At 46.0% G+C, this 22,120-nt stretch carries 18 protein-coding genes; 11 read left to right on the forward strand and 7 right to left on the reverse strand.

Features of this window, described 5'->3' with window-relative positions; genetic code table 11:
• Positions 1-101 precede the first annotated feature (101 nt).
• On the reverse strand, positions 102-1,499 hold the full coding sequence (gene ltrA, locus ABW391_RS06930) for a group II intron reverse transcriptase/maturase (RefSeq protein ID WP_353481114.1): 1,398 nt from the start codon (positions 1,497-1,499) through the stop codon (positions 102-104).
• A 647-nt stretch (positions 1,500-2,146) separates the two neighbouring features.
• On the opposite strand from ltrA, the gene ABW391_RS06935 reads away from it, so the two are divergent.
• Positions 2,147-2,431, forward strand: coding sequence for a hypothetical protein (locus ABW391_RS06935; protein ID WP_353481115.1), 285 nt, complete (start codon positions 2,147-2,149; stop codon positions 2,429-2,431).
• Between the two features lie 5 nt (positions 2,432-2,436).
• Here the strand turns inward: ABW391_RS06935 and ABW391_RS06940 are convergent, their stop codons facing one another.
• Complete coding sequence (locus tag ABW391_RS06940) at positions 2,437-3,198, reverse strand: sulfite exporter TauE/SafE family protein (protein ID WP_353481116.1); 762 nt, start codon at positions 3,196-3,198, stop codon at positions 2,437-2,439.
• Positions 3,199-3,356: 158 nt separating this feature from the next.
• Here ABW391_RS06940 and ABW391_RS06945 point away from each other — a divergent pair, with 158 nt between their 5' ends.
• The 3 genes from ABW391_RS06945 to ABW391_RS06955 all read left to right on the forward strand — a co-directional run bounded on the left by ABW391_RS06945 (position 3,357) and on the right by ABW391_RS06955 (position 7,346).
• Entirely contained in the window at positions 3,357-4,307 is a 951-nt protein-coding gene (locus ABW391_RS06945; RefSeq protein WP_353481117.1) for a S8 family serine peptidase, read from the forward strand.
• 11 nt (positions 4,308-4,318) lie between these two features.
• On the forward strand, positions 4,319-6,322 hold the full coding sequence (locus tag ABW391_RS06950) for a hypothetical protein (protein WP_353481118.1): 2,004 nt from the start codon (positions 4,319-4,321) through the stop codon (positions 6,320-6,322).
• 76 nt (positions 6,323-6,398) lie between these two features.
• Positions 6,399-7,346: a sterol desaturase family protein gene (locus tag ABW391_RS06955; protein WP_353481119.1), complete on the forward strand. Its 948-nt coding sequence runs from the start codon at positions 6,399-6,401 to the stop codon at positions 7,344-7,346.
• Positions 7,347-7,350: 4 nt separating this feature from the next.
• On the opposite strand, the gene ABW391_RS06960 is transcribed toward ABW391_RS06955, so the two are convergent.
• Together ABW391_RS06960 and ABW391_RS06965 are read right to left on the reverse strand one after the other, a co-directional pair.
• Entirely contained in the window at positions 7,351-8,205 is an 855-nt protein-coding gene (locus tag ABW391_RS06960) for an SAM-dependent methyltransferase (protein ID WP_353481120.1), read from the reverse strand.
• A 29-nt stretch (positions 8,206-8,234) separates the two neighbouring features.
• Positions 8,235-11,210, reverse strand: coding sequence for a T9SS type B sorting domain-containing protein (locus ABW391_RS06965; RefSeq protein ID WP_353481121.1), 2,976 nt, complete (start codon positions 11,208-11,210; stop codon positions 8,235-8,237).
• A gap of 253 nt (positions 11,211-11,463) precedes the next feature.
• On the opposite strand from ABW391_RS06965, the gene ABW391_RS06970 reads away from it, so the two are divergent.
• The 5 genes from ABW391_RS06970 to ABW391_RS06990 all read left to right on the forward strand — a co-directional run bounded on the left by ABW391_RS06970 (position 11,464) and on the right by ABW391_RS06990 (position 14,637).
• Positions 11,464-12,027 carry a YceD family protein gene (locus ABW391_RS06970; protein ID WP_353481122.1) on the forward strand — a complete coding sequence of 188 codons (564 nt, stop codon included), beginning with the start codon at positions 11,464-11,466 and terminating at the stop codon, positions 12,025-12,027.
• A 21-nt stretch (positions 12,028-12,048) separates the two neighbouring features.
• Positions 12,049-12,261 (forward strand): 50S ribosomal protein L32, encoded by a 213-nt coding sequence (rpmF, locus tag ABW391_RS06975; RefSeq protein ID WP_353481123.1) that lies wholly within the window; start codon positions 12,049-12,051, stop codon positions 12,259-12,261.
• A 204-nt stretch (positions 12,262-12,465) separates the two neighbouring features.
• Positions 12,466-12,849: a Rid family detoxifying hydrolase gene (locus ABW391_RS06980; RefSeq protein ID WP_353481124.1), complete on the forward strand. Its 384-nt coding sequence runs from the start codon at positions 12,466-12,468 to the stop codon at positions 12,847-12,849.
• Between the two features lie 16 nt (positions 12,850-12,865).
• A complete protein-coding gene (gene trpS, locus ABW391_RS06985; protein ID WP_353481125.1) occupies positions 12,866-13,876 on the forward strand; it encodes a tryptophan--tRNA ligase in 1,011 nt (336 codons plus the stop codon).
• Between the two features lie 137 nt (positions 13,877-14,013).
• Positions 14,014-14,637 (forward strand): fumarylacetoacetate hydrolase family protein, encoded by a 624-nt coding sequence (locus ABW391_RS06990; protein WP_353481126.1) that lies wholly within the window; start codon positions 14,014-14,016, stop codon positions 14,635-14,637.
• A gap of 130 nt (positions 14,638-14,767) precedes the next feature.
• Here ABW391_RS06990 and ABW391_RS06995 read toward each other — a convergent pair whose 3' ends face one another.
• Both ABW391_RS06995 and ABW391_RS07000 read right to left on the reverse strand, forming a co-directional pair.
• Complete coding sequence (locus tag ABW391_RS06995) at positions 14,768-15,814, reverse strand: cyanophycinase (RefSeq protein WP_353481127.1); 1,047 nt, start codon at positions 15,812-15,814, stop codon at positions 14,768-14,770.
• Positions 15,815-16,109: 295 nt separating this feature from the next.
• On the reverse strand, positions 16,110-16,553 hold the full coding sequence (locus ABW391_RS07000) for a nucleoside deaminase (RefSeq protein WP_353481128.1): 444 nt from the start codon (positions 16,551-16,553) through the stop codon (positions 16,110-16,112).
• 171 nt (positions 16,554-16,724) lie between these two features.
• Between ABW391_RS07000 and metK the strand changes: the two genes are divergently transcribed.
• A complete protein-coding gene (metK, locus tag ABW391_RS07005) occupies positions 16,725-17,981 on the forward strand; it encodes a methionine adenosyltransferase (protein ID WP_353481129.1) in 1,257 nt (418 codons plus the stop codon).
• Between the two features lie 78 nt (positions 17,982-18,059).
• Here the strand turns inward: metK and ABW391_RS07010 are convergent, their stop codons facing one another.
• Positions 18,060-19,169 (reverse strand): acyltransferase family protein, encoded by a 1,110-nt coding sequence (locus tag ABW391_RS07010; protein ID WP_353481130.1) that lies wholly within the window; start codon positions 19,167-19,169, stop codon positions 18,060-18,062.
• A gap of 218 nt (positions 19,170-19,387) precedes the next feature.
• Here ABW391_RS07010 and ABW391_RS07015 point away from each other — a divergent pair, with 218 nt between their 5' ends.
• A complete protein-coding gene (locus ABW391_RS07015; protein ID WP_353481131.1) occupies positions 19,388-22,111 on the forward strand; it encodes a PQQ-dependent sugar dehydrogenase in 2,724 nt (907 codons plus the stop codon).
• Positions 22,112-22,120: the final 9 nt, after the last annotated feature.

Raw genomic sequence — 22,120 nt, forward strand, 5'->3', positions numbered from 1 at the left:
CAGTAGAGTAGAGAGAAGCGGCGTTGCCGCTTCTCCCCCTCGTCAATCCGTACGTGCGGTTTTCCCGCATACGGCTTTCCTATGAACTTCTTCATTGGCTTTCACAGGCGAACTCCTCCAGAACTGTATTTCGTCGGGTCAATTAGTCCATACTTTTCGACTAATGCCTCAAAGGCTTTTTGTCTATAAAGCCTACATTTCCTTTGGCTCTTGCGGTTATAGTAACGGTTCAGTCGTTCTTGCAGGTAATGCCGCAACCGTCTTTTGCTTATCGCTGGATAGCTCACCCCTTTGATGTCAAAGTAGTTTAGCCATCCTCGCAGTAGTTTATTCAGGTCTTCGCTTACTTGCTGTCCATTGTAATGACCATGTGCTTCAAGATAGGCCTTGATCTTGTCTCGGATCTTTTGTTCCGATTTTCGACTTGGGATGATGTTCCAGTATCGTTTGTTACTATCCCATAGATCCTTGTCGTACCGGATTGTAAATCCCAAAAAGTCAAAACTCTCTCGCTTTGCCTCCACCGTTCGGGTTTTTTCAGCATTTATGCTTAGTCCCATGCGACTCAACAAGCTTGTCAGTTTCTCCTTTATTTGGTCTCCCATCTGTTTGCCCATCAGCACAAAGTCATCTGCATACCGTACTATCTTCACTCCATTTTCGTGGAACAGACTCTTTGGATTGTTCACGATCCGATCTAGTAGGTTTAGGTAGATATTGGCCAGTAAGGGTGAGATCACCCCTCCTTGCGGTGTGCCTACTTTGTTCTTCTTTCCACCTTTAAACCCTCCATCCTCGTATATCGGCGCTTTCAGCCATTGATGGATTAAGTCCAATAGTCTAGGATCACTGATCCGCTCTTTTAGCGCAATCAATAGTTTATCGTGTGGTATCGTGTCAAAGTATTTACTTAAATCCGCATCCAGTACTTCACTTTTTCCTTCCTGTAGATGTCCCTTGATCGCCTTTAGTGCATCCGCTGAACTCCGTTCTGGGCGGAAGCCATACGAACTTTCCTCAAAGTCCGCTTCAAATATGGGTTCTATTAGTTGTTTACATGCCGTCTGTACTATCCGGTCTTTAACTGTCGGTATCCCCAGCGGACGCTCTCCTCCATTCGCTTTCGGGATCATTACCCGTTTTACTGCTTGCGCTCGATAGCTTTTCGTCCGTAGTTCTTCCCCTAGTTTTTCCAGATATTCCGATACGCCTTGAGCTTCTATATCACTTATGCTGATGCCGTCTATGCCGGGTGAGCCTTGGTTCGCCTTGACTGCCTTCCAGGCTACCATCATCATATGTTTTTGATATACCTTGTCGTACAGCACGTAAAACTTATACCCCTTGTCCTGCTTGGCTTTTTGGTATAACTTGCTTTGTAACGAAAGTACCCTTTCCGCGTCGCTCATCTCCCATTTCTTCTTCCCGAATAGTGGCAATTGTCCTTCCGCTCCGTCTTTCTCCTGATACTTATTTCTCAATTTTGACTGGTCTTCCATTTTTGTAAGTTTTATTCATAGTAATGCCCCTTCGCTCCTCCCGCTTTTACCTTTTCGGGGATCAATACTAATATGGGCATCTCCGACTCCCTCGACTTGGCTAGACTGCCTCTTCGTTAGGGTATCCCACGTTCATGCGGCACCTTTGAGAAACACGCAACACTATTTTACCCCGGGTAGTCCCCTTTGTGCACTTTGCCGATGCTTCCATTGGAGTAGCAGGTTTCATCCAATCTGGCAGACTGACCACTACCATAAGTGTAACGAGGCCTAACTAATGCAGCTTATCTCTCCCGTTAGTGCGAGCTTTTGTTCTTTCGTTTCCTCCAAAACAATCGCACCTCCTTCAAGCTGATCGGCATCTTGGCTTGTGTGGCTCTTGCATCCACATAGGTTTTTGTTTATGTTTACCGCACGCCTCGTGGCGCACCAAATTTCACAAATTTTCACAAATTGAGACACAAACTTGCGTTTGTGCTCCCTTCACGAACGGAGTTCGTGTCTCAATTTGTGGAAATTTGTGTAATTTGTGGCTAAGAATTTGTTTTGTTGCCTCGCCGAAGGCGGGGTGCTAAACAATTAAAAAATTGCTTAATATTAGCAAGTTGTGTTCAAATCAAGTTGTGTTCAAATTGAATCTATCAGACATGAAAGCCATCCTAGAATTAAATGAAACCGAGTTAAACAATAAGGTTTTGGAAGCAATCAAAATGGCATTTAAAGGCTTAGATCTGGAAATATCCGTCCAGGTCAAGAATGTTCATGCAATTCCTGCCGATGAATTTGCTTCCCGGATCAAAGAGGCTCAAGAGGCCGTTTTTGCTTATCGCTTAAGCCCAAGTGATTTCAATGGATTTTATGATCAAGTGATGTCAAATGAAGAAATCAATTTAGAAAAAGAGTTTGCGAAATTTAGAATGTCTGTTAATTGAATAATCTATCGCTGCAATCCCCAAAACACATCCCATCCAAACCGCAACAACAGTGCTCCAATCACGCACAGAAAAAACATTCGGACGAAGCCATTGCCGCGCAAGATAGCCGTGCGGCTGCCCAGGAAAGAACCAACCATGTTGCACAACATCATGGGAATGGCGATTTCAAAGGTTACGTAGCCGTGCCACAAGAAAAAAATCAGTGAAAAGACATCAGCTACAACATTGATGAATTTGGAAATGGCCGATCCCGTCAAAAAATTGTACCCAATCAAGCTGACAAAACCAAACACCAATAAGCTTCCTGTACCCGGGCCCACCAGTCCATTGTAAAAACCACAAGTGATGCCAATCAATAAACCATAAGCGGGAATCAGATAGGCTGCAACCCTAAACTGTTCCTGGTGACCCAAATCTTTTTTGAGGTAAGTGTATATCGCAATTGCCACCATTAATACCAATATAATGGGCTTCAGCAGATCGGAACTGATCATACTGGAAAAACGCGCACCCAAAAACGACATCGCCCCCGCTCCTACCCCACCGAACAACACTGTGCGCCAAGGCACGTCTACTTTACGCGAGTATTGCCAGGCAGCCACCGCGGTACCCATAAAGGAAGCAAACCGATTGGTGCCGATGATGCGGGGCACTGGAAAACTGGGGAAAAGAATAAACATAGCTGGTGCCTGAATCAAGCCGCCACCCCCTACTATCGCATCCACAAAACCCGCCATCAAGGCAGCTAAACAGGCGTAAATCATTTTTTTTAGCAAATTTGAGCCAGCAAAGTTAAGAATACCTGCAAAAGCATGGCCATAACCTTGTTTTTGTCACAAAATCGCATTATATCTGCAACTAAAATCGATGAACTTCGTAAGCTTAAACTAAAAAAACCTAAAACCTAAAATCAAAATACATTATGGCTCAATTCGATTGGCAGGAAGCGCTAAAATCCGCAATACCACCAGAATGGCTAGATACCCAAGGTAAAGGCGTCAAAATTGCGGTATTAGACAGCGGCCTTAATCTCGATAATCCAGCGTTTAAACATTTTGGCAAAGCCCTTGGACACCGCTACAATGCTACCCTCCCAGGAGACCGCATCCTTTTTGGGGGCAATGACGATGTTTCTGAGCAAAAAACCGACAACACCGATCACGGCACCCCCTGCTTGAGCATCATCAGCGGATTAATCGATGGTGCATTCAAAGGCATTGCTCCTGCTGCTGAAATATTTGTCATCAAGGTTTCTCGGAAAGTACCTGGGTCTCCTTTTGAATTGTTTCAAGCTCCTGATTTTTTAAATGGCCTGAAGATTGCCAAACAGTTGAATGTTGACATTGTGGTTGCAGCACTGACCTATAGCCGGATGAAATTGCTGGATTTCAACTTAACCAAAATAGTGGCAGATCAAGTAGTTGAGAATTTCGCAACTAGCAAAGCGCTCTTGTTCTGTTCGGTCAAAAACTACCATATGTTTGTAGAAGGGGAATCCTTATCCGCTAAATATTTCCCCACCTGGTCCCCCCACGGCATCAATTGTGGCTATGTTCCTGAACTGGAGCTGTTTGAAAAATTGAATCAGGATATGGGCATGCATTTTTTCTGGGACAATTTCAAAGCCCAGGTAAGTGGCGAGTCTGGCGCAGTTGAAACCAAAGATTCATCGACAAGTTTTGCGACTTATGCTACTGCCGGATTAGCCGCACTGGCCTTGGCGCACCTTAAAGCAACCGAGAAAGACAACTATGTACCGCGCAGTCGGGAAGACATGGTTGCGCTACTCAGTAAGGTTTGCAAACCAGTTGATACTGCTGGCAGCCACCCCAAATTGACGCTGCTTCTAAACAAACAAAACGACCTCACCTAAAACTTATCCCCATGAAACAACTAAGTTTTATCGCAATTGGATGTCTGTTTGCTTTTTTTGGGAATGCTCAATCCTTGATTGACGATGCGATGGCACTCAAACCCTATTTTGGCCCCAGTGGAAATCGCCTGGCTTTACTCAATGTCCCGCCCGATGATGCCCAAAAAGTAGCGGATATCCTGGCAAAATATACGGATCAACCCAACCTTGAACTTGCTTTTGAGGACAATATTTTCTTTTCTACCGAAAGAGTGCCCAATGCCAATTTTCGCCTTTTGGGCGATGCAGCCGGAGCCGCGAAAGCACCCTCTTCGGTGGTCACTTATTTTGCCGATGGATTGGCCAAATTCATTGCTGCGCGTACGAAACAGGAGTTGACCAATGCTTTTTTTCGCAAATTCAAAGCAGATCTCGACAAGTTGCCTGTATTGGATACGCTTTTTCCATCTACAGGTTTTTTGCTGCGTCGGATCGATACGGAAGTTTATTTTTTTGACCGTTACATCGATCAACTCCGCAACCATTTCATCAAGGATTTAGAACGGCTGCCCACGGGATTGCGGGAACTCGTTCTGGCTGATCGTTCGCGCTTGCGTTCAGGAGAAAGGCTTTGGATGGCCGATTTGCTCCAGGTTTCACAGTTGTTTTTGGATGGATTCAACATTCAGGAATCCCTGGCTTACCTGGCCTCTGACCAAACTCAAATGTATACCCGACTGGAAGAAACCAGGGGAGATGGCAACGAATACCGCAAGGTTGCCAACCTTTCGGCGGTTTTCCGCACCACGCAACTGTTGGTAGAAGCCGTACAAGTTTATCCCGCAACCCGCTCTTTACGGGAAGAAGGGCCAGCGGAAGTGACCTGGGTAGCACCTGATAAAATGTACCGGGCAATGAATGACCCGATTACCCGCGATCTAATCCTGGGGTTGCTGTACCAAAAAGGAGGGAAAATCAATTTTTCCGATCCTCAACAACAGAGTGTCGGCTTCAAAGCCGTGTTGGGTTCCGTCAAAGCAGAAGTGCCAAAACTGGAGCAATTTAAAAATGCCCTCAACAGCCTGGTGTCGGATTTGCAACAAACCACTGCTGCCATCAAAGAAATCAAGGAAATTAGCGCATTGAAATCCAGCGACAAAAGCAGTAAAGTAGCTGCGTATTACCAATTGTTTGATGGTACTTTTGGCGCTTTTAAAGCTGGACTGAAAATCAAAAATCTGATTGCAGGATCTCAAACTACCGAAGAGAACAAGCTTTTTTTCGTGGTTCGTCAGCTCTTTGAATTGAACATGCACTTGCGCAGCAAAGCGTATAGTTCAGCGGTAATCAATGTAGGAAACGTGGTAGATACTCTCTCCTGGCACTTGCTGAAGAACAAAAGAAAAAACCCAAAGCCTGGAGATACAGTTGCTGTACAGCCTTCTTTTTCCTCCTATTTCTGGCGCTATGGCAGCTTCATGGCAGCCGTAGCTGAAGCCCAAAACTCCGATGAAGTTGCCTATGCCATTGAGCGCATCGCACTCCCTCCAGGAAGTGCTGCGATGAAAAAAAACAGCACTTTCTCCTTGATGATCAATGCCTACGGTGGGCTATACGGAGGTGTGGAATATTTGGGACAAGGCATTGGCAAAAAGCGAGAGGCAAAAGGCTTGCTGGCCCCTTGGGCACCATTGGGTTTCGACCTCAGTTTTGGCAACAAAAAAGGCAATGGCAGCGTGGGGCTTTTCCTTCCGATCGTCGATGTGGGGGCATTGGCAGCTTTTCGCCTGGGCGATTCACAATCGGCGGATGTACCTCAATTGACCTGGAGCAACATCCTTGCTCCAGGTGCGTATGTGGTTTTCGGGTTTTCAAAAGCAGCACCGCTGAGCTTAAGCATTGGTGGGCAACTGGGGCCGAATCTGCGCAAAGTCAATACCCAAGGCATTTCCTTGGACGATCAGCGCGGTTACCGCATTGGCGCTACCCTTGCAATAGACATTCCTGTAGTTAGGCTATCTGGAGGACACAAATAGGTTTTGACTTGCAAACCCCAAGTCCATCCCTTAACTTTGCTGGCTATAATCACTCCGTCACCACCCAGCGACCTTTATGGAGATTCTAACCACTAATTTTAAAGAATTGGGACTGGTAGCCCTTACTACGCCCATATGCGCCATGCTGATCTTGGTTGAAATGTACCTCAGCAATCGACTGGAAAAACCAGTGTACACCTGGCGCGACACGTTTACCAATGTCTACCTTACTGTTTGCCAGATGGGAATTGATGCCCTTACCCGGCGCATCCCTACTTATTTTGCTTTGGATTACGTTTACCGCTACAAACTCTTGCAAATTGAGAATCCAGTTTGGTACTGGATTTTGTTGATGATTGGCCAGGATTTTTGTTTTTACTGGATCCACCGATTAGAGCATACTTGCCGGTTCTTTTGGGCAGTACACGTTACCCACCACTCTTCGGATCAGTTCAATTTTTCGGTAGGCTTTCGCTCCTCGGTGCTGGAGCCGATTTATCGTTTCGTGTTTTACCTACCCCTTCCCCTCCTCGGATTTGAAGCCAAAGACCTGTTTCTGGCTTTTTCAATCACCCAGATTTACGGCATTTTGGTGCATACGCACGCCGTACGCAATATCCCGGTTTACGAGTGGTTGTTTGTTACTCCCTCACATCACCGGGTACACCATGCTTCCAATGTGCGTTACCTCGATAAAAACATCGGCATGCTCCTGATCATCTGGGACAAAATGTTTGGGACTTACGAAGAAGAAACGGACGATGAGCCCATTCATTACGGGCTTACCAAGCCTGCCGACAATCAGGGCTGGTTGAAGGTGATCTTCCACGAGTACATTGCCATTTGGCAGGATGTTTTTGTAATGCACAAAGATTTGCCCTGGAACCAAAAGATTGGTTACGTTTTTGGTCCTCCGGGATGGAGCCACGATGGAAGCCGAAAAACCTCTCGGCAATTGCAGGAGGAATTGGCTAAAAATGAACCAGCAATGTCAGAATACTTGGATGAGCCAGTCTTGCAATAGCGCGTTACTCAGGTTTTCTGGCACTCAATAAACCATAGCACCACAGATTTTTTTGCAGTGCATCGTATTGGTGAATCGTTCCCCAAAGATTGCTGACCTGCACATCGGAGACGATACCCACTTTGTTCAAAAAAGTAGCGGCCCAACGCCATTTGTCACCATGTTCTTTGATGTTGAGGATGGAGCGCATGGTATGCTGGGTAATGTCTCTAAAGGTGAAATCGACCATCCCTACTGCTGCGGCATGGGCTTCATGTTCAACCGCAGTATCCAGATCTGGAATCGCCCAACAGTTGAGCCAACTGCGCAATTGCTGTTCGTCTGCTTCCGTATAAGGTCGCTTGTTTCTAAAGGTATCGGCCATCACGAGGCGACCACCTGGCTTTAGCAATCGAAAAGCCTCGCGGTAAAAGTCTATTTTTTGCTCGGCATGGCATACACTCTCCAAGGCCCAAACCACATTAAAGCTCGCATTTTCAAAGGAGGTTTTGCGGTAATCCGCCAAATGGAAAGCGGTTTGCGCTGCAACGCCCTGTTTGTCTGCATTGCTTTGAGCATCCCTGACTTGACTTTCAACAGGAGTAATGCCCACAACCTGACAGTTGAGTTGCTTGGCCAGCCAGATGCTTGAACCACCTACACCGCAACCCGCATCCAGCACTTTTTCTCCGGGTTGAATGTGTACCAACTCCGCCATTACTTTGTTCATATTGGCCACTGCGGCAACATGGTGGGTTGCCTGCTCGTCATAATACCCAAAGTGAAGCGCATAGGTATTGCGTACACCCCAGACCCAACGGTAGTCCCAGCGGGTACCTTCATAATAAGATTGAACACTGGGGAAAAATGAATTGGCCATGAATCTGCTTGTTTTGCCAAAGTTAATCCTTAGCGCACTAAAGTCAATGAACCTTTGACTATTTCTATTTTTCCAGTTTTCAGTTTCGCTTCTGCCATGAAAACATATAACCCAATCGGAGCTTGTTTGTCCTTGATAAAACCATCCCAGCCACTGTTTTCGTCTGCGCCAAGGTTTTCACCCGAAAAAACCATTGCTCCCCAGCGGTCAAAAATGCGTAAGCTACTGATTTGCGCCACCTCAGATCCATAATAAATGGTAAACCGATCATTCAGGTTGTCTCCATTTGGACTAAATACATTCGGAGCAAAAATACGCAAGCGTTTTTCTACTACTACGGTAAGAATGTCTTTGAGTACACAGCCATTTGCGCTCTTGGCAATGAGTTGATAGGTTGTCGTAACCGAAGGGCGCGCAATGATCGAAGCAACATCCAAGGGTTTAAAATCCGTGCCTGGTTGCCAGTTTACCGAAACAGGAGTGAAGTTGAGTTGAGGTTTGATGATCACGCTATCCCCAGCGAAAATGCTTTGATTGGGGCCCAGTTCCAAACTCAGTTCTGCAGTATTAGAAATTCGGATGTTGCGTTCGGCAATGCAATTGTTGCCATCTCGCAGGCGCAAATTTCTAGTTCCAGAAGCAAGATCTTTCAATGTTAAAGTACCAGAAATAGTAGAAAAAGCTGCTCCATCCAGCGAATAGGCATACGGCCCACCTGCTCCGGTGACATTCAAAATTTGCAATTGATTGACCTGTCCGGGGCAAACCGCCGAATCGACCGCAACCTGAAACCGCAATGAATCGGGTTCTGTCAAGGCAACACTTACAGGAATAGCTTGACAACCAGCGCTATCGGTTACCACCACCTGATATGCTCCTGGCCCTAGGTTGTTGATGCTTTGGGTATTGGCATTGTTGTTCCAGGCATACCGGTAAGGCCCTTTTCCACCTTTTATGTCTACCCTTGCGCTGCCGTCTTTTGCTCCAAAGCAGCTGATGTTGAATCGCCCAAAGTTACTGCTGGCCCTTGCAGTAGCAACCGGTTCGCTGATGGTAATGGTTGCGGTACTATTGGTGGGGTTGGTAATACAGCCTCCGGTTGTAGATTGAATAGAAAGGAGTTTGAAAGTGGATGTAGTAGATAAAATTACCGGGAGTACGGTACCATTGCTTACATTGTTGAACGGAATGGTATCTCTGCCATTGGTGATGGTCAAATTGAAAACAGCTGCACCACTCAATTGAAACTTAAGTCGCCCTGCACCTCCGCCACAAATGGTGGTATCGCCGCTGATGCTGCCATTTGGCTTAGGGGTAAAGCTTAGATTGACCGAAACAATACTGTCACACCCAAATGAAGTGGTGAGAAATTCCAGACCCTGTGGTCGATTTTCGTCGTACACCGTTCCATTTACAATCAATTGTTCACCCTGACACAGGTTGCGAACAATGTTGAATGTATCCGAATCCTGACTAAATACATTGGCCTGTATGTCAATCAAAGCAGGACAGCCATTGCCATCGATGATAGAGGTAAATAAAATATTGGCTTTGCCCGAGCGCGTAGGACAAAAAACCAGGGTATCCTGGTTGTTGTTGGTTACCAAGCCGGATGGGACAATACTGCCTCCTTCATTAACAATGTACCCCAGAATGAACGGTGCTTTCCCTTCTAAAGACAAAGGCAAGCGGGCGCAAATTCCGCCACAAACAGTATCGCCAGCAGTAGTAGTGAGTTTGGGCGCAGTAGCCATTTGCAATACAATTGAGGTGGCTTGACTGCGGCATATGCCGTCGGTGGTAATGGCAAAGATGGTCGCATTCCCTGAAACAAATTGATCCGGGTTTTTAATGGTGTCCCGCAGGGTTCTATCCCGGTACCATTGCACAACCAATCCCGTGTTGCCGCGAATTTGACCTTCCAGAGCGGTCAATGAAAAAGTTGCTTGCTGGCCCGCACCCATACAGGCTACTACTGGATCTACAATGGGTTGAATACTTACTCCCGTGGTAACTGTTACAGTAACCGGACGATCAAAATTGGAATAAATTGGACATCCTTTCGCATCAGTAACGGATACGATAAAGAAGGTACTGGTCTCTCCTACTTTAATGGCAATTGAATCATTGTTTTGAACATTGTTGACCTTAAAGGTGTCTAATCCATCGCTGTATTCCAGAATAAATGGCCCTCCCGTTGGTGGAAGGCTTAATTTTAAAACCTCATTTATAGTATCGCACCCCTGGCAAGTTGTACAACGCATCCCAATCCCGCTACTGGCAATGGGGATACTGGTTGGAATAATGGGTAATGCAGCACATCCGGCAAAAGTTCTCCAATTGTTCGGATTTGCAATGCGGGAAATCCATTCCAATTGGGTCGTACTGCTCATTGCACCAACGTAAGCTATAAAATCGGTCGCATTGCCAGTAGGTGCCATATTGAAACAATTGGCTACATCAGGATGGAGTTTGGAATCTTGCGGATCGTTATTGTTGAGCCATTGGGTTTTGGTATTGAATCCAAACAGAATCCGACCTCCGTTGTAGGTCGCATCGTGGCTAAAGTTTCCAACTGAACTAGTTCCCTGATTCCATCTTCCGCCTTGCATAAAATAAAATTGATCGCCACCCGAATTGAGGTTAACTGAGTTGATGCTTCCTTGGGTTGCAAAACTCCAATTCGCATCTGGTAACAAAGCGCGGTATGGATTAGAGCCTATCGGTGGAAATTCAAACGTGATTACGGTACCAGCAGGAATGGGTGAACCACTGCGGGTTGCTCGTAAAAAACCTTCAGAATTGCCCCATTTTCCAGGCATAGCCCTTTCCCAACCATTGTCGGTAATATCAATGGTGGTACCAGCCGTGATGTCTTTGAAGCAAATGAAACTGATGCGATCCGCCGCCGTTCCGCTACACAAGTTATTGTTGGCGTTTACCTGAATAATGGCCAAATCGCCAGGTTCTAAGCGGGTTTGGGCATTGATCCAAACTAATTTCATAAAAAAAAGCGATAAGAACAGGAGCGGCCGAATGGCAATAGGTTTCATGGATAAATTGTTTACTTATTGGTTTTTAGGGCAATGAGCTTTTAGGGGGCAACTATACCTGATCACAGCATCCAACCCTAAAACTCAAATGACAAACGCCCAACTCCATCGCCAAAGTGTTAATCCAAGATTAAGTTTATTTCCAGTTGTTTTTTTTATAAAAAGACTTATCTTTGCGGACACTTTTGACAAAAGTTCTTTAACAATGAACGGGCTCACACCTTTTTCCTTACCAATCAAGGGTTTGCGCGACGGGATACATGAGTTCCAGTATGAAATTGGAGCAGAGTTTTTTGCCGAGTTTCCGGAATCTCCGGTGCAAGAGGGAAAACTTTCTCTAAAAGTAATCTTGGATAAACAACCAACGCTCTTTGTACTCCATTTTGATTTTTCGGGTACAGTTCGCACGGATTGCGACAGGTGTCTCGCTGAAATCGACCTTCCCATTGGGGATCAACAAATGTTGATTGTCAAATTGAGTGAAGAAAATGAAGTGGAAGATCCCGAGGTTATTTACATTCATCCCGAATCTTCAGAGTTGAATGTAGGTACTTTAGCCTATGAATTCATAGTTCTGGCGATTCCGATGACCCGAACTTACGATTGTGTAGCAGACAATAACCGGCAATGCAACATGGAAATGCTCGATATTTTGAGCAAAAACCTGGTAGAAATTGCCGATGTACAGGATGAACCAGAAATAGATGAAAATCCGATCTGGAGCGCCCTCAAAGACTTGGATATTAACAACACTAACGAACGGGATTGATTCCCGATAAATTTTGGAACGATGGCACATCCCAAGAGTAGAGGTTCGAAGCAGAGGAAGCATAAGCGTAGAACGCACTTCAAAGCGGTTACGCCGAACGTGGCTACTTGTAAAACTACAGGTGAAAAACACCTGATGCACCGCGCATATTTCGACGCGGAAGGTAACATGTTCTACCGCGGCAAGATGTTTATTCAGTCGAAAGAACAAGAGCAGGAAGAAGAGCAACAATAAGCATCTTCGCCCTGAAAGGTTATAGAGACAACAATAAAACAGCTCCCATCAATTGATTTGATGCGGAGCTTTTCTTGTTAAAAAGTTTAAAGATGAAGTGTTGAAAAGTTGGAGGCAATGCAATATTTTGCACCTAGTAACAGGAATACCAAAATTTGCGTTGCCCACAACTTTTCAACCTTTTCAACCCTTCAACTTATATTCATGAAAAAAATCATCAAAACCGATAAAGCACCTGCGCCTGTAGGCCCTTACAACCAGGCCATCATCCACAATGATACGCTTTACGCTTCAGGCCAAATTGCACTTGATCCGGTCTCTGGTGCATTGATCACCGAAACCATCGAGGCGGAAACGACTCAGGTGATGAGCAACGTCCAGGCCATTTTGGAAGAAGCGGGACTTTCTTTTAAAGACGTGGTCAAAGTATCCGTTTTTGTTACCGACATCAACAATTTTGCGCGCATCAACGCCGTATATGCCACTTATTTTGACGAAGCTACCGCACCTGCCCGCGAATTGGTTCAGGTAACTGCCTTGCCCAAAGGTGGCAATATAGAAATTTCCGTAATAGCCGCTTTTGACTAATCACGATCCAGCAACAATGAGCGATAAAAAACGCGTACTCTCTTGCATTCAGCCCACTGGGGACATGCATTTTGGCAACTATTTCGGTGCCGTAAAGAATTGGGTAGACTTGCAGGCCGAGTATGAATGTGTATATGGCGTAGTGGATTACCACGCCATGACCATGCCTTACAACCCCATCAAATTGCGCGAAAACACCTGGGAATTGATCTTCAACCTCATGGCAGTAGGGATTGCGCCCAATAATTTGTTCATTCAGTCGCTAGTTCCTGAACACACTGAATTGTGCTGGATTTTCAACTGCTTTGCTTCTTATGGCCAGTTGTCGCGCATGACCCAGTTCAAAGATAAAAGTGCCACTTCTTCGGAAGGCGAAGATGGCTTCATTTCTGCTGGGTTGCTGGACTACCCCGTTTTGCAGGCGGCAGATATTTGCATTTACCGCGCCGATTATGTACCGGTTGGCAAAGACCAGGAACAACACCTGGAATTGGCCCGCAACATCGTTCAGCGCTACAACAACCAGGTGGGCAAAGAGTACCTGGTGATGCCAGAGCCTTTGTACACCGAATTTACCAAAATCACGTCTACTGCCGATCCAACCCGCAAAATGAGCAAAAGTGCTGGCGAAAAGCACTACATCAGTCTTTTTGCAGATAGCGACAAAATCCGTAAACAGGTACGTTCAGCCGTAACCGATACAGGAGAGAATACGGGGTCAGAGATGAGTCCTGGGGTCAAAAACCTGTTTGAATTGCTGAAAGCTTGCGGAAAGTTGGATGCCTATGCTGCCCTAAAAGCAGACTATGACGGAGGCAACCTAAAATATGCCCCGCTCAAAGAAGCAGTAGCAGAAGCACTGGTAGAAGTATCAGAAACTGCCCGCAACCAACGCGCTGAACTCAATACCCGCAAAAAAGAAGTCAAAGAAGAAATCAAAGCTTCTTCAGAACAAATTCGCCGCCGAGCCCAACAAACCCTGAGAGAGGTAAAGGATTTGGCAGGGCTGTTGAACGTCAAATATTAAGGTTTCAAGGTCTCTGAGTTGCATTGTTCCACCGCCGCCACCGCCACCGGTCACTGAGCGAAGCCGAAGTGCCGGTGGCGGTGGTGGCGGTGGAACAATGCAACTCAGAAATCCTGAAACCCCAAAAAATTCTACCAATGAAGATCATCTGCATCGGGCGCAACTACGCCGAACACGCCAAAGAACTCAACAACGCCGTACCCGAAGATCCGGTGGTTTTCATGAAACCACCTTCTGCACTGCTGGTTGGTGATAAACCATTTTATTATCCAGAATTCACCAAGGATCTGCATTACGAAGGAGAAATTGTATTGAAAGTGTGCAAAAATGGCCGCCATGTACAGCCAGAATTTGCCCACGAATACTACAATGAAATCGCCTTTGGCATTGACTTCACTGCCCGCGATATCCAGGCCAAATGCAAAGCCAAAGGCTTGCCCTGGGAAATTGCCAAAGGCTTTGATGGCTCAGGGGTATTGAGTGATTTTGTTGCGTTGAGCGAGGTGGAAGATCCAAAATCCATCCGCTTTGAACTCAAAAAGAATGGGCAAACGGTACAGCAAGGTGACACTGCCGATGTGATTTTTTCTTTTGAAGACATCATCGTGTACGTCTCCAAGTTTTTCAAATTGCAGATGGGAGATATCATCTACACGGGTACGCCCGCAGGGGTTGGTCCTGTGCAGGTAGGAGATACCCTGGAAGGATTTATTGAACTGAAGAGTGGAAGCAAGCAGTTTTTGACTTGCGAGATAAAGTAATTAAATGTCTAAGTAGTGGGCAAAATAATGATCAGGGCGGCCATTGCGCCAAACCAGCACATAAGCAATTCAGAATCCTGAATAATGGGTGTTATGATATTGGTCCACCTTGGATAGCCTTGGCGTTGAATTAAAACAAGACCCCATTATTCACGTAGTAAAAATAGGAGTTTCCACCACTAAAAGTCCAATTGGTGGCATCAAAAGAACCATTCCCGGTAGCATTGCCCTGAATTTTGTAAGCTTGTACCGCCTGCCCACTGCGGTTCCAGATCAAGGGGCTGCCACTTACACAGGTTTCCGGCCCGAGGTTGACATTTTTCAAAAAATAAGCATGGTTGAGTCCATATACTTTGCCAATGCCATTTTGGTCGATGCACACCGCCGTTTGTTCATCTACACCAATTCCTTTTACCGTGGTGTAGCCAAAATCTTTCATCAAACGCGCCATAAAGGTGATGTGCCTCCCCTGACGGTCGCGCTGGGTATAGTGTGAATCGGTGATGGTATTTTGTAAGTGGGTGGCAGCAAGAAAGTCGTTTTGCCCCAGCGTCACAAGACTGTTGTATGGATTAGCGAGGGCTTGAGCAGTGGTTGCACTACCCGTTTGGGCGCTGTAGTAAGCGGAGCCTAAAACGGCCAATCCCGCACTCGTCCCTCCAACGGGTGCCCCTTTGGTATTCAGCAGGTAATTGATCGCCGTTTCGGTGGCTGAGTTTTTCCAATAATTCACATAATTCCACTGGTCGCCACCTGCGATGAAAAGTGCCTCGGCAGCCCGAATTTTATCGGTCACACTAGCCAAGTCCGCCTTCGCCCGGCTATCGATGATGATGGTTTCGACAGAGTTGACGGGCACCATGTTAAACATGTACTGGTTGTAGCCATCCGCGCCGGAGGAACGAATGACCACGATGTCTCCCCCACCACTGCGGGTCAGCAACCAGGCAATGGCTGCGTCTACATCGGTGCTACCACCCATCAGTACCAGGCCAGGGGTAGGGGTGGGAGTCACATCGGCGGCATTTCCGGTCAGGTAAGTCACTACCCTTGGCGTTTTTGCAGCTAATTCACCCACTACTTCTTCGGTGGGAATGATTTGATTGTTTTGGGAACAGCCCAGGTTGAAGGCCAATACTCCAAGCAGCAATAGTTGAGACACATTGTTTTTGCGCATAATTGAGCGTTATCTGTTTACGGAATGAAGGTAAAATACAAAAACTGCCAATTTCAATTGTCATTTCTTTTTATTTATCTTGATTCAACAGTCTACACACCAAGTTTTTGAGGTTCGTCGTTTTTGGAAAAGTGTGAATCCCTTTGCACGACAACTTTGATGTGCTGTTAGCCTAAACAGCCATTTATCATGACTTGATCATGGTTCCCCACAATGTTAAACATTTTTGAACTGAAGAGTGTAAGCAAGCAGTTTTTGACTTGCGATATCAAATAGCAGCAGCAAGAATTTTTCGTTAGCGGATTTTCTGGAAGAATGCTTTCAACAATTGACTGCACTCTTCGTTCAGCACCCCATACTCCAAAGTAGTTTTGGGGTGCAGCAATTCTTTGCCAATGCGCATGAAGCCGCGCTTGTCGTCTCCGGCGCCATAAACCAATCGACCCATTTGCGCCCAAAAAATTGCTCCGGCACACATGTTACAAGGCTCCAAAGTAACATACAGCGTACAATCAGGCAAGTACTTGCTGTTGAGGTAATTGGAAGCTGCTGTAATGGATAGGATTTCGGCGTGCGCGGTTACATCCAATAACTTTTCCGTGGTATTGTGGCCGCGAGCGATGATGCGATTTTCGCAGACAATCACTGCGCCTACTGGAATTTCCCCTTCATCAAAAGCAGCTTGAGCTTCTTTTAGGGCCTCTTGCATAAAGTATTCATCTCCGCGAAAATGTAACATAATTGCTTATATTTGCCGATCGTATCGTCGAAAATAGCTATTGAATTCTTCGGCGAATGTACGTTATTTTCTTTTTATCCAGACAATTCCTATTTTTGCACCGTTTTAGCGGAAAGGGACACACGAAGAGGTTTATTTCCGTAAGCATTATCTACAATAATTATCAAGACCATGCCTTATTTATTCACTTCTGAATCAGTATCTGAAGGGCATCCGGACAAGATCGCCGATCAAATCTCCGATGCGTTGATTGACCATTTCCTGGCATTTGACTCCAGTTCTAAAGTTGCTTGCGAAACGCTGGTAACCACAGGTCAGGTAGTGCTTGCAGGTGAAGTTAAGTCAAAAGTATACCTCGATGTGCAGTCGATTGCGCGCGATGTCATTCGTCGCATTGGCTACACCAAGTCGGAATACATGTTTGAAGCCAACTCTTGTGGTATCCTATCGGCTATTCATGAGCAATCTCCTGACATCAACCAGGGAGTTGAACGCGCTAATCCAGAAGATCAAGGTGCGGGAGACCAAGGCATGATGTTCGGTTATGCCACCAACGAAACCGACAATTACATGCCATTGCCTTTGGATTTGGCACACCGCATTTTGTTGGAATTGGCTTTTATCCGCAAAACCCGTCCTGATTTGATGCCTTACCTGCGTCCTGATGCAAAAAGCCAGGTAACCATCGAATACTCTGACGACCATCAGCCTATTCGTATTGATACGATTGTGGTATCTACCCAGCACGATGATTTTGCAGAAGATGCAACCATGTTGAACCGCATCCGCGAAGACATCATTCGCATTTTGGTTCCACGTGTTAAGGATCAACTGCCTGAGCGTTTGCAAGGTTTGTTCAATGATGAAATCACTTACCACATCAACCCAACGGGCAAGTTCGTAATCGGTGGCCCTCACGGCGACACTGGTTTGACTGGCCGTAAAATCATCGTAGATACTTACGGTGGTCGTGGAGCGCACGGTGGTGGTGCATTTTCAGGAAAAGATCCATCCAAAGTAGACCGTTCCGCAGCTTATGCTACGCGCCATATCGCCAAGAACCTGGTTGCTGCTGGTGTTTGTGATGAAATTTTGGTACAGGTTTCTTATGCCATTGGTGTAGCCAAACCAACCAACATCTATGTCAATACTTACGGTACTGCCAAAGTAAACCTGAGCGACGGAGAGATTGCGTTGAAAGTAAACGAGATTTTTGACCTGCGTCCATACGCCATCGAAACTCGCTTGAAGCTGCGCACCCCGATTTACTCTGATACGGCAGCGTACGGCCACATGGGACGTACTCCTGAAATCAAAAAGGTGCAATTGCGCGATGCAACTGGCCAATTCGTAGAGCTCGAAGTGGAAACCTTTACCTGGGAGAAATTGGATCACGTAGACAAAGTAAAAGCAGCATTTGCACTTTAAGCATTTGCGCAATATATACTCGATTATTGGGGGCGACAATCCGGGATTGTCGCCCTTTTTTTATGTTTTAGACATGCTCTATACCCTCAAAAATGTCTTTTTCAAGTACAAGAAATACAAAAAGCCCCATTTGACCAACACAAACATCAAGGAGGCAATGACCAGTTTGTAAGGCTCACTAAACAATTGAATCAACCATTTGAATAGTGCTTCAGTGGTAAAATGAAAATCAATAAACGCTTCAGAAAGGTAAATCAAAATAGAGTTCATGCCGATTACCGCAAAGAAAAATGCCCAACTGCGGTAGCCCAGCACATCAATCACATAATAAAAAATGGACAACAACAAGAGGCTAAGGCCGCCAACTTGCAACACAAAAGAACTCGTCCACAGGTTTTTGTTGATGGGAAAAATCAAATTCCAGAGTTGAGCCAACACTAAAAATGCAATCCCCATGATGGCCAATTGGAGGGTTTTTCTTTGTTGGCTGAGGGGGCTGTTTTTCAAAAGATTACCTGCATAAATGCCCAGTAATGCGGTACCAATGGCCGGAATGGTACTCATCAGTCCTTCTGGGTCATGGATGCCCAAATGCAATTTGCCAGGAATGATCATGCGATCGATGTACGATGCAAAGTTGCCTTCCATCGTGAGGTCTCCCATGGCAAATCCTGGAGCAGCAGTGAAGGTCAGCAAAAGCCAGTATCCAATGAGCAATGCACAAAACCAGATGATTTGCCCTGTTTGTTTGGTGTACAAATAAATGATGTTGGCAAACATATAAGCCAACCCGATGCGGCCCAATACGCTGGGGAAGCGGATATCTGCCAATGGACGAAATTCCAGGCCATTGTTGTAAATGATACCCAACAATACCAGTACCAAACCCCGCCGAATCACGCGCAGCAGCAACTGTTGTGTGGGTTTTCCTTGCTCCAATTCCCTACCTACTGAGTAAGGCGTGGCCACACCAGCGAGGAACAAAAAGAGCGGAAAAATCAAATCATACAAATGAAATCCATTCCACTCGGGGTGGGTTAGCTGATTGGCGGCGGCTTCCCAAAAAGGAGACCCCGAAGCTTTGGCCAGGTTGTGCACGATCTCTTCGGCACCCATGATCCAAAACATGTCAAAACCCCGTAGGGCATCCAATGAATACAAGCGTTGTCTGGTAGCGGAAGGTGTCATTAGCGGTATACATTTAAGCGTTCCTAAGCAAAGCTAGTTAATTTTTCAAGGCTTCCCTTCCATTTCCAGACTCAAAATCGACAGTTATTGCGTAAATTCTGCTCGCACTCGACAATTATCGAATTTGCGCTTCTTTTCTATGCGTTTTTCAAGAAATTGCATTTTTATTTTACCAATGAATTCTTTTGCATTTTTAAAGCCGACTAACTACCAATCCTATGAAACTTGGATTCCATCTACATTGCTTGCTGGTCACCTTGCTGATCGTTTTGAGTCATTACTTATCCGGACAAGAACTCCCAAAGGGTTTCATCCAAACCCAATTGGCCGACGAATTGGACCCCACTTCCATGTCCATCGCGCCCGACGGTCGCATATTCATCACCGAAAAAAATGGAAAGATCCGCCTTTTTGTAGACGGCAATTTGCAAGCCGCTCCCTTCTTGAGCATCAAAGTGGACAATTTCAATGAAAGAGGACTCAGCGGATTGACCTTTGATCCAAATTTCGAAACCAACAGTTACTTCTACGTTTATTATACCGTACCGGGAAACAACCGCAATCGCCTCAGTCGATTTACTGCCAACGGCAATACCGCCATTCCCAATAGTGAGAAAATTTTAATCGAATTCGAACCCTTGGCGGGGGCAATCCACAATGGCGGCGGAATGGCTTTTGGCAAAGATGGCAAATTGTACATCGCGGTTGGAGACGGCAGCAACGGAAATCTGGCTCAGAATCTGAGTTCGACCTCAGGAAAAGTCTTGCGCATCAATGCAGATGGAAGCATTCCAGCCGATAATCCTTTCATGGTGCCTGGAACCACGGTGAAGTCACCCGTTTGGGCACTGGGTTTTCGCAATCCGTTTACTTTTGCAATAGATACAGTGAGCGGAAAATTGTTTGTCAACGATGTAGGCAATTCTTTGTGGGAAGAAATCAACGAAGTGGGGCGTGGCAGCAATCACGGTTGGCCGCTGATTGAAGGTTTGCGCCACAACGAAGTGCAACCCAACAACTACCGCGATCCACTGCATGCATACTCTCACCAGGAGGGTTGTGCCATCGTTGGCGGTGCATTTTTTAATCCAACTACCACCACTTTTCCCGATAAATACAAAGGCAAATACTTTTTTGGAGAATATTGCCAGGCACAAATCAGGCTTTTGAACCCCACAACCGGAAAAGTAGAAGAAACTTTTTTAACGGGTACTCAGCGTCCTGTATCCATCCGCCTGGGGACTGATGGCAATTTGTACTACCTTACCAGAGGAACCAACCGTGGTGGCTCGGTATACGACAATACCAGCGCGGGCGACGGACAACTGTGGAAAATCGAATACCGGGGAGATGGCAGCCCGATCGTTTCGATTCAGCCAAAGTCTACCCTGGTTGCCATCCGTGAAGATGCCTTTTTCACCACCGGAGCTTCTGGCGATGCAACCTTGAAGTACCAATGGTACAAAGGAAACCAATTGCTTCCGGGTGCTACCGATGCCATTTTACGCATTCTCAATGCCCAATTGGCCGATAATGGCAGCAAATATTACTGCGAAATCAGCAATGGCAAAGGAAAGGTTGTAACCCGCTCTGCCACCCTCACGGTAACGCCCAATACCCGACCAAGCATCCTTTTTTCAGCACCTTCATCTGTTCAACGATTTTCGGCAGGAGACACCATTTATTACAAAGCAAGTGCCACTGATTTGGAAGATGGCCTCATCGATCCTTCCACTTTGCAATGGAAAATTGATTTCCACCATGATGATCATATACATCCAGCCATTAGTCCCGAAGAAGCCGCGCTCAAGAATTATTTTGTCGTTCCCCGCTCTGGAGAAACCGCCGTTACGGTTTACTATCGAATCTATTGCACGGCGAAAGACAAAGAGGGATTGGCCAAAACCGAGTTTGTCAACGTGCTTCCGCGCAGAACTTCCTTTGCGGTGAAAACTTTACCAGCGGGAATAGAAGTAAACATCGATGGCAGCAATTCGCCTGCTCCTATTGAGGTAAACAGTGTGCAGGGAATATTGAGGGTCATCACCGCGCCAAAAGCAGTTTTTCAGGGCACCAAAATCTTGCATTTCAAACGCTGGAAAGAAATCAATTCAGACCAACCCCTGGTGACATTTTTCGCTGGTGAAATCCCGAGCTTGACCGCCGAATATACCGAAGAATCCTTAAACATTGGCAAAGGCAATGGCTTGCGGGCACTTTACTTCCAAGGAGAAGCTGATGCCTTGTTGAATGGCAAAATTTTCGATACCCAACCTGTCGTCATCCGCATTGATACAACCGTAAATTTCAATTGGGGCATAGGGTCTCCGGCTTTAGGTCGAATTAATAACAACAACTTCGCGGTACGTTGGCTGGGAGAGCTGGAACCCATCTTTACCGAAGATTATTATTTTCACTTGCCTACCGATGACGGAATCCGACTCTGGATCGACAATAAGCTTATCGTAGACAACTGGAACTACCAACCGGTTACCGAAGTAATTTCCCAGCCTGTGCGGCTCGAAGTAGGAAAACGATACCGGATAAAAATGGAATATTTTGAAGCCGGTGGCGAAGCGGAAGTGCGTTTGTGGTGGAGTACCCCAGTATCGGATAAAGCACCCGTACCCAAGTCTCAGCTTTTTTCTGATCCAACTCCCCTCGATCTGTTGAATAAAAGCAAATTTTCCTATCGCTTCTTTCCTCAACCCATGGAGGAAAAACTGAGCTTATTTGTTCGATCTGATTTTTCTGAAAAACTGACCTTGCGCCTCAACGATGCCAGTGGCCGCATGGTATTTGAACAGATGCTCGACATTCGGGTGGGTACCAATTTGCACGAAATCAATATTGCCCACCTGACGCCAGGGGTTTATTTCGCCCAATTTTTGGATGGCCGCAATGCTTATGAAGCGGTAAAGCTGGTCAAGGTGAAGCACTAGATTTTACAA

The organism is Haliscomenobacter sp. (assembly GCF_040403615.1).
Classification (GTDB): Bacteria; Bacteroidota; Bacteroidia; order Chitinophagales; family Saprospiraceae; genus Haliscomenobacter.